13 protein-coding genes are annotated in these 12,599 nt (G+C 44.9%); 6 read left to right on the top strand and 7 right to left on the bottom strand.

The annotated features are described in order from the left end of the window. Window positions 1-286 precede the first annotated feature (286 nt). The gene (locus tag ACSX1H_RS03490; protein WP_439182245.1) at window positions 287-1,498 is read left to right on the top strand and encodes a dicarboxylate/amino acid:cation symporter; all 1,212 of its coding nucleotides are present in this window, start codon (window positions 287-289) and stop codon (window positions 1,496-1,498) included. A gap of 168 nt (window positions 1,499-1,666) precedes the next feature. Here the strand turns inward: ACSX1H_RS03490 and ACSX1H_RS03485 are convergent, their stop codons facing one another. From ACSX1H_RS03485 to ACSX1H_RS03465, 5 genes are all read right to left on the bottom strand, one after another. Continuing rightward, window positions 1,667-2,215, bottom strand: coding sequence for a GNAT family N-acetyltransferase (locus tag ACSX1H_RS03485; RefSeq protein ID WP_439182243.1), 549 nt, complete (start codon window positions 2,213-2,215; stop codon window positions 1,667-1,669). A gap of 292 nt (window positions 2,216-2,507) precedes the next feature. After that, the gene (locus ACSX1H_RS03480; protein WP_439182242.1) at window positions 2,508-3,116 is read right to left on the bottom strand and encodes a carbonic anhydrase; all 609 of its coding nucleotides are present in this window, start codon (window positions 3,114-3,116) and stop codon (window positions 2,508-2,510) included. A gap of 285 nt (window positions 3,117-3,401) precedes the next feature. Then, complete coding sequence (gene pepE, locus ACSX1H_RS03475) at window positions 3,402-4,115, bottom strand: dipeptidase PepE (RefSeq protein ID WP_439182241.1); 714 nt, start codon at window positions 4,113-4,115, stop codon at window positions 3,402-3,404. A gap of 113 nt (window positions 4,116-4,228) precedes the next feature. After that, window positions 4,229-5,485, bottom strand: a complete 1,257-nt coding sequence (locus ACSX1H_RS03470) for an ABC transporter permease (RefSeq protein ID WP_439182239.1) — start codon at window positions 5,483-5,485, stop codon at window positions 4,229-4,231. A gap of 310 nt (window positions 5,486-5,795) precedes the next feature. Further along, a complete protein-coding gene (locus ACSX1H_RS03465; protein ID WP_439182237.1) occupies window positions 5,796-6,455 on the bottom strand; it encodes a PQLLE family protein in 660 nt (219 codons plus the stop codon). 29 nt (window positions 6,456-6,484) lie between these two features. On the opposite strand from ACSX1H_RS03465, the gene ACSX1H_RS03460 reads away from it, so the two are divergent. Then, window positions 6,485-6,883: a hypothetical protein gene (locus ACSX1H_RS03460; RefSeq protein ID WP_439182236.1), complete on the top strand. Its 399-nt coding sequence runs from the start codon at window positions 6,485-6,487 to the stop codon at window positions 6,881-6,883. Here the strand turns inward: ACSX1H_RS03460 and ACSX1H_RS03455 are convergent. Continuing rightward, window positions 6,880-7,209 carry a LytR/AlgR family response regulator transcription factor gene (locus ACSX1H_RS03455; protein ID WP_439182235.1) on the bottom strand — a complete coding sequence of 110 codons (330 nt, stop codon included), beginning with the start codon at window positions 7,207-7,209 and terminating at the stop codon, window positions 6,880-6,882. The genes ACSX1H_RS03460 and ACSX1H_RS03455 overlap by 4 nt on opposite strands. 283 nt (window positions 7,210-7,492) lie before the next feature. Between ACSX1H_RS03455 and ACSX1H_RS03450 the strand changes: the two genes are divergently transcribed. Next, window positions 7,493-8,269, top strand: a complete 777-nt coding sequence (locus ACSX1H_RS03450) for an HNH endonuclease (protein WP_439182234.1) — start codon at window positions 7,493-7,495, stop codon at window positions 8,267-8,269. A gap of 65 nt (window positions 8,270-8,334) precedes the next feature. Then, the gene (locus ACSX1H_RS03445; RefSeq protein ID WP_439182233.1) at window positions 8,335-8,649 is read left to right on the top strand and encodes a hypothetical protein; all 315 of its coding nucleotides are present in this window, start codon (window positions 8,335-8,337) and stop codon (window positions 8,647-8,649) included. Window positions 8,650-8,799: 150 nt separating this feature from the next. On the opposite strand, the gene ACSX1H_RS03440 is transcribed toward ACSX1H_RS03445, so the two are convergent. After that, complete coding sequence (locus tag ACSX1H_RS03440) at window positions 8,800-9,417, bottom strand: START domain-containing protein (RefSeq protein WP_439182232.1); 618 nt, start codon at window positions 9,415-9,417, stop codon at window positions 8,800-8,802. 480 nt (window positions 9,418-9,897) lie between these two features. Between ACSX1H_RS03440 and purH the strand changes: the two genes are divergently transcribed. Continuing rightward, window positions 9,898-11,487, top strand: a complete 1,590-nt coding sequence (purH, locus tag ACSX1H_RS03435) for a bifunctional phosphoribosylaminoimidazolecarboxamide formyltransferase/IMP cyclohydrolase (protein WP_439182231.1) — start codon at window positions 9,898-9,900, stop codon at window positions 11,485-11,487. Between the two features lie 12 nt (window positions 11,488-11,499). Beyond that, window positions 11,500-12,525 (top strand): rod shape-determining protein, encoded by a 1,026-nt coding sequence (locus ACSX1H_RS03430; protein ID WP_439182230.1) that lies wholly within the window; start codon window positions 11,500-11,502, stop codon window positions 12,523-12,525. Window positions 12,526-12,599 lie beyond the last annotated feature (74 nt).

The following is a 12,599-nucleotide window of genomic DNA, read 5'->3' as shown; positions in this document are numbered from 1 at the left end:
AATGCCTGAAACCCTTATCAATCCTGCCCTTTCACGAGTACCATTGTCCTCAAAAGCGGGTGCAAAATAAGGAACTATTTTGCGAATATGCAAATCGAATGTTAATATTTCGGACCTAAACTTTGCCAGTTTCACACATTACCTATTCATTTGCATATAATTATGCACCGAAAAATAAATGAATAAAAATCTATCAGGGCTAATTCCATTGAGAAAAGCCCCATTAATTGAGTAAATATTTGCAATTTTAGCATGCTCCACTCTATATGATAACGAAACACGTATTATGAATTTTAAGAAGCTAATTAAAAACCTGGGGTTTCAAATACTGGTTGCCATGCTGGCGGGCACAGCCCTGGGTATTGCCATGGGGCCTGAGGCTAAACTCTTTGCTCCATTGGGAGATTTGTTTATTGGATTAATTAAGATGCTGGTTGTACCTTTGGTAGCCATCTCGATTATATCAGGTGCGGCATCGTTGGGTGCTACCAAGTCTGCCGGTAAGATAGGCATCAGTACAATCGGCTACTTTTTAATTACCACAATTGTATCTGTTAGTCTGGGACTGATGCTCGGCGAAATCTTCTCACCTGGTAAAGGTCTGGACAAAGAATCGGTACTCGCCATGTTTCCCTCTGAAGAAGCACCGGTTCATCAGCAAACTGATTTCTGGACTACACTACAGTCTATCATTCCTGAAAATCCGATAGAGTCGCTGGTTAGCGGAAACATTTTGCAGATTATCTTTTTTGGATTATTCCTTGGTATAGGCATCTCTACCTTGCCGCAACAAAAGAAAGCACCTCTTATGAATGGCATGAACTACCTGATTGAAGCGCTCATCTGGATGATCAAGGTAGTGATGTGGACAGCTCCTATTGGTGTATTTGGCTTAATGGCATCATCCATAGGCTCCTTTGGTTTCGACTTACTCAAAATGGCGCTGGATCTGATGTGGGTGAATCTGATAGGCGGTGCCCTTTTACTGTTTGGTCTGTATCCTCTCACATTAAAACTCTTCTCAAAAACATCCATCCGTCAGTTTTTCGCAAAAATGACCAAAGCACAGATTGTAGCGTTGTCCACCAGTTCGTCGATGGCAACACTTCCGGTTAATATGGAGGTTTGTGAGGAAGAGTTAGGCGTTTCAAAAGCCACTTCGGGCTTTGTGCTGCCTCTGGGAGCCACCATCAACATGACAGGCAGTGCCCTTTATTATGCATTGGTGGCTGTTTTCTTTGCCCAGCTTTTTGGAATAGAGCTAAGCATGGGACAGTACATTGCCATCATCATAACTTCAACCGTTGGCTCCATTGGTCAGGCTGGTGTTCCCGGCCCATCGCTGCTGGTAGTCGCCGTATTGGTGTCTGCTGAAATACCTGTCGCCGGCCTTCCTCTGCTCTATGCATTAGACCGCGTGTTTGATATGCTGCGTACAGCATTTAATATTACAGGCGATGCAGCTTGTGCCATAATTGTTGACCGCTTTAATAAATAATAAGGCGACCATCAACTCTAAAAGTATTAACCTGCGTTCAACTATTTTGGCGAACCAGGTTATATATATATTATATCCCAACAAAAAATAGAATAAGGTGGCTGAAGACTAAATTGCGGTCAGAGACACCTTATTCTATTTTGCAAGTTCTGAAAATACCCTGTGTAATTATATAAGGTCACTCAATACGGGCAAATAGCAGTGTTTATTAAATTGTTCCTTAAATTTTTCCAATTGGCTTTGCGACATTTTTTGAGGAAAAGACATTAATAAGAGTTCTACCGCCTCACCTCCCCTTCTGAGTGGTGGCTGTTGATAATTGTAGCTATTCAATACCAATCCCAGGCGACTATAAAAATTGATTCTCCGCTGGTTAAGCTCATTAACAGGCGGCTCAACCTCGAGTATCAACAGATCCTTGGTGCGCGCCTGCATCCCTTCAATAATCATTTTTCCGAGCCCCTTCCCTCTCAGGCTCTCAAATGTTGCCAGATGCTCGATATACAGCAAACCGTCAAACTGCCACCATAAAATAAACCCTGCCAGCTGCTCCTGGTAAAAAACCGCCTCAAAGTGGTACCTGTCCGATGCCATTATTTTATTTTGGACGTCCAACTCACGACGCTCATCTTCGGGAAAAGCCTGCGTATATAGCTTCCAACACCTGTTAAAGGTGAGTCCATCCGCCTGGCTTAAGCGATCAAATCCTATTTCCATCGTTCCTATTATTTCTTTTCCTGTAATATATAATAGTTTCTGATCCCATTGGCAGCACGCCCACATCTTTTAACAGCATTTTTTCAACAACCCCACTTAAATGCTTTAGAGATGCTGACCTTCAGGCGTGACGAACTAATAGGCTTTAATCTTAGGTAACCTATCGATAACGAAAAAATGCGAAGCCAGGGTTGGACTTAACATTCAATCAAAAGGGATTTCCACCGTAAAACCTGACTTCCTTTTGCTTTCCCTGATGGAAGAATGGTAGCAAAGAGAATGAAGACTGCAACTATGGAATCATCTCATCGGGGTGCACCTCTTTGAGGGCGTGCAATTCCCCGGTTGAAATATCGAATAGCCATCCATGCACAAACAGCCGCTGCCCCCGTGCCCAGGCCTGTTTCAAAATATCCAGAGCCAGCAGCTTATCTACCTGCTTTATGATACTGAGCTCGGCCAAACGATTGACTTTCTCAGCCTCATCTTCAATGGCATCGATTTCTGACTGGTTATCATGCAATGTTTCCCTGATATCTTTAATCCATCTACTCACATAGGCATCCTCAATGCCTTCGTAGGCAGCTTTCACTCCGCCACAATAGGTATGTCCGGCCACTACAACATGACTAACGCCAAGTGTGTTCACGGCGAAGCTAAGTGCGGCCATCAGGCTGGCGTCTTGCTCATCAACCAAATTGGAAACGTTGCGGTGCACAAAAAACTCCCCCAGCTGGCTACTGGTAATAAGGGTTTCAGACATGCGGCTATCGGCACAGCCAATCCAGAAATATTCGGGAGTTTGATCGATGGCCAGGTTTTTAAAATAATGCTCATCGGCATCCCGGATGCTTTGCGCCCAGGCTTTATTAGCTATAAAGACTTTATCACGTGGCTTCATGGCAGCTGAATTATTCGGTTAACACTTAAAGGGCTGCATAGTGTCGATGCGGTGGGTACAAAAAGAGGCAATTATTCATTAACTAAGAAACTGTTCGCACTGCTAATTGAGATAAGCAATTGACAGACGGCACAAAGCCAGATCATCCAACCCTCCCAGGTATTACAACACATCGATGGCAACACATTTCAATGTCAGGGATTAAGGGGCTGCTTACAACGCCACCGGCATTAAACCGGCAGAGGCGTTACAAGCATACAAAGCAGGTCGGTACTATATCTTAAATTAAGATTTTTTCATCAGAAAGCCAAAGTCGTCATCGGGCTGCACTTCATAGGGTGCCTTCCCATACTGGAATACCCTGAGCGGCAACTTTCCGGAATAGCCAATTTTACCATCTGTAAACGTGAACATGCATCCTTCGCGCAATCCGGCCACGGTCATGGTTTGGTTCACCTGTAAAAATTCGAGTATACGCTCTTCGCGCGTTTCACCGCCATGACCTTCGGGGTTGGCATCCAAATAGTGCGGATTGATCTGGAACGGAATCAGATTGAGGGCATCAAACCCCAGCGGATCGATGATGGGCATGTCATTGGTGGTCTTAATTGTTGGGCAGGCCAGGTTTGAACCGGCACTCCAGCCAATGTACTTTGTTCCAGACAGTACCTTCTTGCGAATAGGCTCTGTGAGCTCATTGTCATGAATCATTCGTAGCAATTGCCAGGTGCTGCCGCCTCCCACCACAATGGCGTCGGCCTCTTCCACTGCTTTCACCGGATCGTCAGCATGGTGTATGGATACCACATCGTGCCCCACCTCATTAAAACGCTGCTTGACCTTTGCTTCGTAATCATCAAAGGAAACACTCACCCCAGCATAAGGAATGAATAAGCAAGTTGTTTTTTCTTTGCCTAAGAAACGGGCAATGTCGTGCTTAGGATAATCCAGATAGGCCTCACCGGCCATGGTCGAATTCGATATCAGCAATAAATTCATTGTGTTAGCTATTTGATGTTAGACACATTTAATACAGAATAAACAGGTACAAGGCAATTTTAGTTGCTCAGGTACGCTACCCGATTTTTAACAGCCAGCCAGCAGGCAATGTTCTACATGGCATTAATCGCTTCTACGGGATCCATGCGAGAGGCTTTCCAGGCAGGCACATAGCCCGAGACAACACCAATAAGCGTGGAAATTCCTATTCCCTTCATCACATTGACGATGGTTAATGCCATTTCCGTATCGGTAACCAGACTGATGGTTACAGCAATACCAAAAATCAGCAACAGGCCAGCCAATCCACCCAATAAAGATAAAACAGTGCTTTCGATTAGAAATTGCAGCAGCACAAACCGCCGCTTGGCGCCCAGTGCCTTTTGGATGCCAATGATACGGGTGCGCTCCCTGACGGAAACAAACATGATATTGGCAATACCAAAGCCGCCCACCAGAATGGAGAAGCCACCGATGAACCATCCGGCCAGATCGATGAAATCGAACAAGCTGTCAAAATTTTTCTGAATCAGACTGATCCGGTTAAGGGCAAAATCGTTATCGCCACTGGGTTTAATTCGCCGAATGGCGCGCATCACTCCGGTGAGCTCATCTACCAAATCGTCGGAAGTATAGCCCGGCTTGGCTTTTACCAGTACCATGGGATTAACAGCCTGACTGCGCAAGTTAAAAAGGGTGCTGGCAAATTTTACAGGGATAATGATGTTCTTATCCAGTGAGTTGCCAAACATATCCTGCCCCTGACGCTGAAACACTCCCACAACCAACAGCTTGCGCCCCATCATTTTAACACGCTGCCCAACAGGATCGGCACCCTGAAACAGTTCCGCAGCCACATCAGCTCCCAGCACAGCAACGGACATGGCCCCATTACTTTCTGAAGGTGAGAAGTAACGTCCGTCAGCAATTTCAAAAGACCAAATGGCATCAAACTCATCGGCCACCCCCATTACCGTTACATTATTATAGGTGTTATCCTCGTACTGCAACATTTTTTGCGAATACATTACATAGGTTACCGCCTCAGCTATTTGCGAACGGCGCTTGATCTCCTCATAATCTGTTATGGTAGGTACCTGCCGGTTGGCATAGCGCCACCAGGGATATTCTGATTCGCCTTCGGGCGCGGTCCACGGCCATTTTTGAACATACACCACGTTATTGCCTAAAGACTCGATGCTGTCGCGCACCTGTTTCTCTAAAAAGTCGATGAGTGTAAAAACCGAGATAATGGAAAAGATACCAATGGTGACCCCCGAAAGTGTTAAGATGGTACGCAGCATATTGGTGCGTAAGGCATTTATTGCGAAGAGAAAACTTTCTTTAAAAAACTTGTAGATCAGAATCATGGATTAGCTGTGTTTGGACAGGCAAGATAAAATAAAAAGTCCGAAGTCCGAAGCCCGAAGTTCAACACCGAAAAAGATATGAATGCGTGCTTAGTGCAAAGTGCCTGGTGCTGGAATGATCGGTGATGGAGGGCGAAAGTTGGTGAGGAAAAAAATTGAAGTCCGAAATACGGGACAAGGCCAGCAAGTATGAAACCCGAATGGCGACCCAAAGCACTGTAAGCAGTGTGAAGAAAAAAAACATCGCATCACTGTTTCCGTTGATGGAAGCAGGATGCGATACATTACAGCCAACTATTAAGCTGTTGCATTAGCTGCGGACAAAAACACCCAGTGCTTCGAGAATTTGCGGCTGATCATACAATGCTACTTTGGCAATGGCATAAAAATCATCCATCCACTCTTTAAGCGCCAGCAGTGCCGCATTCTTGTTCTTTGTCATGTCCTGCGACTCAGCCAGCTCCTTGTCGAAATGAGAGCGCTTCGCCAGGAGTTGTTGGAGTAAAGCCAGGCATTTATCTACCACATCGGGCGTGAGCTTAATTTTGTTTAACTCCCCCTGAAGCGATGGGTCCATTTTGATGGCCGAATAAAACAGGCGCACCTTATCGAAAAAATCGTTGTATTTACGCGGAAACCGGCCGTTAACCCCCAACTTTACCAATAGCTCGGGTCTATTCTTAAAGTATATCAAGGTTTTGTCGCGGTGTACTTTAAACAAGGCCTGCAACTCGTTGTAGGATGTGGTATAATCCAGTGAGGCTTCCGTTGATTCTGCATTTTCTTTCATATTGGCATCCCACACACTTTGGGTGGAGTTAAACAGTTCCCGTCCGACGCCCACCTCCTCTTCACCGAGGCCATAATCAGCCAATGCAGCTTTTATGATCGGATTCGTTTCGGCATTGGTAATGGCCGTTCGGGATTGTTCCAAAAATTTAGATTCTGATTTGAAAAGTCTTTTTGTCATAGCTATATGGTTAAATTAAAACTGACATTATGGGTGCGGGACCATGCATGCGCAAGCGTTACAATGGACTGCGCCGCCGGGGAAGTTGGTTGAGATGCCGGTACATTGCATTGCGCCAGGAGTACGATCCGTTGCGCAGCCGGTACCAGGCACTGCGCAAGGGGTACCATGTGCTGTGCAGCCGTTACCAAGGTGTGCGCAGGGCTTACAAAGGGCTGCGCCATGCTTCCCATGCGTTGAGCCTTCAGTACCATCGAAGAAACTTGGTCGTTATGTTTTTGCAGGCGATTGCTGTTCATACCAACTGGTCAAAAAATCAGCTACCAAGATACAGGGAAAAGCTGCTGCTGATTGGCAATGGCTACAAAACCAGCATGAGCGGCAAGCGCTTAGCAATAAGCGGCAGCCCAATAAGAATAAACGGTTAGCAAACCTGCTGTAATTTTTTAATCAGACGTGCCACATTGCGTCTCGAAACATCAAATTCCTGACCATTGGTCATTACCACCTTTGGGGTGGTTTTAAAATACACCGTCAAATAATTGAGGTTGATAATGACATTACGATTAATGCGGACAAAATAATCGGGCAGCTGTTCTTCCAAGGTTTTCAGCAACTGACAGTGCAACTCTTTTTTATTGTCGGTGAGGTAAAAGCAAATATGCCCATCCTGATACTGCAAATAATAGACCTCGCTCAGCCTGATGCGTTTTATCTGCTTCTGACACTCAAGCAGTAAAAATTTTGTATTCATAATTAGTGGTTACATGGTTAATGTCCATAAATATATAAAATAGTATTCTGTTAATCACTGAACTGCAGAATCATAACAAGCCACCATTGGAAAAACACTTACCTTTAACACTTCTACAGGATTTGCCATGGATGTACACGATAAAAAAAGACAATCATCTAATAAAGAATTTGCATTGAACAAGAATCAATAACAAGCGTGTTAAAATTGTTTACAATACTCAACCCATTTACTATCACAAATACTATCTTTGGTTAGTTTCAACCTCCTCAACTACTAGCCAATGACTCGCAAAAAATGGACTCGTCAAGAATTAATCGCTGCATTTAATTTATACTTGCAGATACCATTCGGACAGATTCATCAGAGAAACCCTAAAATCATAGCCCTATCTGAACTCATTGGCCGAACACCAGGTGCCGTTGGTTTAAAACTTTCAAACTTTGCAAGTTTTGATCCAATTCTACAGGCAAGAGGAATAAAAGGCATGACCAATTCGGCCAAAGCAGATCGAGAGATTTTTAATGAATTCTATACCAATCAGGAAGAACTCGTATTTGAAAGTGAGAAGGTCATCGCCCAACTCGAAAACCAGTCTATTGAAGAAAAGTATAAAAATAAGCTTCCAAATATTGACCTGCTTCAAGGAAAAGAGCGCGTAAGCTATGTTAAGACAAGAGTCAATCAACATTTTTTCCGAGAAGTTGTGCTAACAAATTACAAATCAACTTGTGCAGTTACAGGAATCTCTATTCCTTCTTTATTAATTGCTAGTCACATAAAGCCCTGGGCAAAAGACAAAAACAATCGATTAAATCCATCCAATGGTATTTGCCTATCGGCTTTATATGATAAGGCTTTCGACAAAGGGTTGATAACATTTGATCATGAATATAGAATTGTATTATCATCAACCCTAAATGAATACTCAACAAAGGAGTTTTACCAATCCCATTTTCGACAAATCGAAAAAAAGAAAATGATTCTTCCTGAAAAATATCTGCCTAAAAAAGAGTTTATTGAGTGGCATCAAGAAAATATATTTGAAAAACAGTGTTAAAACCTCATTGTGACTCATCGTCCGTTGACAAGCTATTTAGAACTTAATAGTTTCGCCAACAAAAAATGCTGAACATCAAATTTGAATACCTCTATCGCGATGAGGACAACTACAAAACATTTGGCGAGCTGGTTTTTTCAAATCCTGATCAACTGCCGTTAGAACATATTCAAAAAGGCATTGAATCGTATCTAATAGAAGGCTGCTGGTTTGATCCAGATACCTGGCGAATTCCACGCTTTAGTTTTCACTGCCTTAATCCCTTTGGCCTTGATGACTTTTTATGGTACGAGTTGACACAGCTGGAATATACCGAAGCTGCTGCCAATAGCGGCCCAATTGGTGATTTATTAGTGCATCTCCAAAACCAACAGCGCTGACTCCGTGAAAAAAAATAGAAAGCCCTTCTTCCCTCCTATTGTAGAGGGATTTTTTTTCATCCACAAGCTGGATTAACTAACGCATCGGGTGCTAGCAGGCCCTAAAATTGGCCCAAAAGAGGGTTTATGATAAGAATGCGTTCTTTTTAATTAAGGTTGCTGCTCCAGGTCCGCACGAATACCCGCGATAAATTGGTAGGGCGTTTTAACGCTGGATAGATTTACCACCCATGCCGGAATGGCGCCTCCCGGATCGACCCATCCTGTTACTGTTACACGGCTTTGGTTAGGTGCGGCCCCCTTTCGAATGGTCCATTTCTCATAAAACTCTTCAATGCGGATAACACCCGGCCTTGGCGGCAGGTAATCGGGCAGATTAGTCGACTCCAGGTAAATGCCCTCCGGGTCTTTCGAAACCACCATCTCCACCACCATGTCGCGGTTTTTAACGGGCCAGGGCATATTAAAATGCATGTAATTGCGGTAAAGGGTATCTTTTCGGTGCTGCAAAAACCGAAGGGAATCGACCAATGTCATGTGCTTTAAATTAGCGGCAAAATCAACCACCTGCTGATAAACCCGTTGGGGCACCACCGGCATGTCTGCCACCACTTTGTACATGTATATCCGGCTATCGGCCTTTTGTTTGGTAAACACCTGTATCCCCAGCTTATCCTTTTTCAGTTGCCAGCCCTTATCGCCGGTTCCATCAGCTGCCAGCAAGAGTAAAAAAGTGAAACCCGCGAAAACTATACCTGTATAATTCATTGATTGAGTCGTTTATAGAAAAACAACGCAGGCAGCGGTTGGGTTCGATACCCCAGCCGTCGAAAAAAAAACAATTTTTTTAAAAAACACCCTTGCGGTAACTAACGGTGTGTGGCATAGCTCAGGTAAAATACGGCCATTTTTCATCGAAATATTGGGTTGCCTCACCCCTTAGAGATTTGGATTGGGCCATTGTTGCCAGCATCAGCAAAGAGTACCCAGCCTGGTAAATGCGAAAAACGGCCTTTGTGCAAACTAGCACTGAGCGACGCAGCCCACACCCAAAATGCCGGATGTGCCCAACAAGTATTGGCGCCACACTTTTTGACTATTTTAGTCCTTTCATCAGTTTCCAGGCTTACCCGCCTTGATTTACCCGGCAGCGCGGCCAATCTAAAATCGTTCTAATTAATTGTAACTGGCACCTTGTTGGCATTGCTTATTTTCTTATTTTTGCGTGAAAGAACTAAACGGATATAAATGAATACTTTAAAAAAGGTAAAATCGGCATTGGTTTCCGTCTTTCACAAGGACGGCTTGGATGAAATTATTAAAACGCTGCACCAACAGGGCGTAACGATTTACTCAACAGGTGGCACACAGGCTTTTATCGAAGGTTTGGATGTACCTTGTGAGCGCGTAGAAGATTTAACGAGTTACCCATCTATTTTGGGCGGTCGTGTTAAAACCCTTCACCCTAAGGTATTTGGTGGTATTTTGGCGCGTCGCGATAACGAAGGCGACCTGGAGCAACTGGCTCAGTACAACATCCCTGAAATTGACCTGGTCATTGTTGATTTATATCCGTTTGAAGCCACCGTGGCCTCCGGGGCTCCCCTGCAGGACATCATTGAAAAGATTGATATTGGCGGCATCTCGCTGATACGCGGTGCAGCTAAAAACTACAAGGATGTGATTATTGTTCCATCCAAAGATCAGTATGCTGATTTACTGGCCATCTTGAAAGAACAAAACGGTGAGTCGACTCTGGAAGACCGTTTCAAGTTTGCGGCGGCTGCCTTTGGTGTTTCATCGCACTACGATTCAGCCATCTCCAACTTCTTCAACAAGGATAAAGAAGATATGGAGCGCATCAGCCTGAATAACGGCGATGTGTTGCGCTACGGCGAAAACCCGCATCAGAAAGCCACTATCTACAAATACAACAACGTGAAAGAAGGCGCTTCACTGGCCAACGCCAAGGTGTTGCAAGGCAAAGCCCTTTCGTATAACAATATGCTCGATGCCGATGCAGCCTGGAAAGCCGCCAGCGATGCCTACCACTCGGTAGCACACATTGAAGGCAAGCAAGCCGTGTCGGTGGTAAAACACCTGAATCCATGCGGACTGGCAGTGACCAACGACATTATGAAATCGCTGGAACTGGCCTGGGCAGGCGACCCTATCTCAGCCTTTGGTGGCATCATCGGTTTTACCGGTACTGTTACCGGCGACATTGCCAGCTGGTTTGATAAGCGCTTTGTAGAAATCATTATTGCGCCTGAGTTTACCCCTGAAGCATTGGAGGTATTCGCTAAAAAGAAAAACCTGCGCCTGTTAGAAACGCCTATCAAAAATGAACTCACCGGCGAAAAACTGATTCGTTCAGTAAGCGGGGCTATTCTGGTTCAGGATGAAGATGAAGGTGTGGACACCGATTTTAAAAACGTTACGGAGAAGCAGTTTGATGCCACCAAGATGGAGTTGGCTAAATTTGGTATCACCGCTTGTAAGCACCTGAAGAGTAATGCCATTGCTGTTGTAACAGAGCAGGCCGACGGTTCGTTCTGGTTAACCGGTGCCGGCATGGGACAACCCAACCGACTGGACAGCATGCGTCAGCTAACCATGCCACGCTTCAACCTAAAAGAGGGTGTGGACATCGCTAACTCGGTGGTCATTTCAGATGCCTTCTTCCCTTTCCGCGACAGCATTGAAGCGGCTAACGAATACGGTGTGAAATACATTGTTGAGCCGGGCGGAAGCATCCGTGACGAAGAAGTTATTGAAGCCTGCAACGAGTTTGGCATGGCTATGTTATTCACAGGAAAACGTCATTTTAAACATTAAATAATTAGTTGAATGGGACTATTTTCGTTCTTATCGCAAGAAATAGCCATCGACCTTGGTACAGCCAACACCATCATTATCCACAATGATAAAATTGTTGTTGACGAACCATCCATCGTAGCGCTGAACCGCAAAACTGACAAACTGGAGGCTATTGGTGAAAGAGCCCGCCAAATGCATGGTAAAACCCACGACAATATCTATACCATTCGTCCACTGCGCGACGGAGTGATTGCCGATTTTAATGCTGCCGAGCAGATGATACGTGGCATGATTAAGATGATTAATCAGAAACCACGCCTGTTCGCTCCCTCATTATCCATGGTTGTGTGTATCCCTTCGGGAAGTACCGAAGTGGAGGTGCGTGCCGTGCGCGACTCATCGGAGCATGCCGGTGGCCGCGAGGTACACATGATTTATGAGCCCATGGCGGCCGCTTTAGGGATTGGTTTGGACGTGGAAGCACCGGAGGGCAACATGGTGGTTGATATAGGTGGTGGAACCACTGAAATTGCCGTCATTTCGCTGGGTGGTATTGTAACGAATAAGTCCATACGCATTGCCGGTGATGACCTCACTGCCGACATTATGGAATACATGCGTCGTCAGCACAACATCAAGGTGGGAGAACGCACGGCTGAAGAAATTAAGATACAGGTAGGCTCGGCTTTGCCGGAGCTGGATGAGCCACCGGCCGACTTTATTGTGCAGGGGCCGAACCAAATGACGGCCTTACCTATTGAGGTGCCCGTTTCGTATCAGGAAATTTCACACTGTTTGGAAAAGTCGATTTCGAAGATTGAAACCGCCGTTTTATCCGCGTTGGAACAAACACCACCTGAGCTATACAGCGATATCGTTAAAAACGGTATTTTCCTGGCTGGTGGCGGTGCTTTGCTTCGGGGCTTAGACAAACGTTTATCGGATAAAATCAATATCCCGTTCCACATTGCCGAAGATCCCTTGCACGCCGTTGCACGCGGAACAGGCATCGCGCTTAAAAACCGCCACAGGATATTGCCGTATTTGATTAGATAAAATAGTCAGTAGATATCAGACAGTAGTCAGTGGTTAATTACATACTACTGACTACTGGCTTTTTTACTAACAAC

Origin of the sequence: Carboxylicivirga taeanensis (genome assembly GCF_051851475.1) — a bacterium.
GTDB lineage: Bacteria > Bacteroidota > Bacteroidia > Bacteroidales > Marinilabiliaceae > Carboxylicivirga > Carboxylicivirga taeanensis.
Note: the sequence above shows the minus strand (reverse complement) of the source record. Positions and strands in the feature narration are given on the sequence as shown.

What these genes read in the sequence shown, in the direction of transcription:
- ACSX1H_RS03470 (WP_439182239.1), bottom strand. Translation starts at nt 5,485, where the DNA reads ATGATTCTGATCTACAAGTTTTTTAAAGAAAGTTTTCTCTTCGCAATA.
- ACSX1H_RS03430 (WP_439182230.1), top strand. Translation starts at nt 11,500, where the DNA reads ATGGGACTATTTTCGTTCTTATCGCAAGAAATAGCCATCGACCTTGGT.
- ACSX1H_RS03465 (WP_439182237.1), bottom strand. Translation starts at nt 6,455, where the DNA reads ATGACAAAAAGACTTTTCAAATCAGAATCTAAATTTTTGGAACAATCC.
- ACSX1H_RS03455 (WP_439182235.1), bottom strand. Translation starts at nt 7,209, where the DNA reads ATGAATACAAAATTTTTACTGCTTGAGTGTCAGAAGCAGATAAAACGC.
- ACSX1H_RS03480 (WP_439182242.1), bottom strand. Translation starts at nt 3,116, where the DNA reads ATGAAGCCACGTGATAAAGTCTTTATAGCTAATAAAGCCTGGGCGCAA.
- pepE (WP_439182241.1), bottom strand. Translation starts at nt 4,115, where the DNA reads ATGAATTTATTGCTGATATCGAATTCGACCATGGCCGGTGAGGCCTAT.
- purH (WP_439182231.1), top strand. Translation starts at nt 9,898, where the DNA reads ATGAATACTTTAAAAAAGGTAAAATCGGCATTGGTTTCCGTCTTTCAC.
- ACSX1H_RS03485 (WP_439182243.1), bottom strand. Translation starts at nt 2,215, where the DNA reads ATGGAAATAGGATTTGATCGCTTAAGCCAGGCGGATGGACTCACCTTT.
- ACSX1H_RS03445 (WP_439182233.1), top strand. Translation starts at nt 8,335, where the DNA reads ATGCTGAACATCAAATTTGAATACCTCTATCGCGATGAGGACAACTAC.
- ACSX1H_RS03440 (WP_439182232.1), bottom strand. Translation starts at nt 9,417, where the DNA reads ATGAATTATACAGGTATAGTTTTCGCGGGTTTCACTTTTTTACTCTTG.
- ACSX1H_RS03460 (WP_439182236.1), top strand. Translation starts at nt 6,485, where the DNA reads ATGGGTGCGGGACCATGCATGCGCAAGCGTTACAATGGACTGCGCCGC.
- ACSX1H_RS03450 (WP_439182234.1), top strand. Translation starts at nt 7,493, where the DNA reads ATGACTCGCAAAAAATGGACTCGTCAAGAATTAATCGCTGCATTTAAT.
- ACSX1H_RS03490 (WP_439182245.1), top strand. Translation starts at nt 287, where the DNA reads ATGAATTTTAAGAAGCTAATTAAAAACCTGGGGTTTCAAATACTGGTT.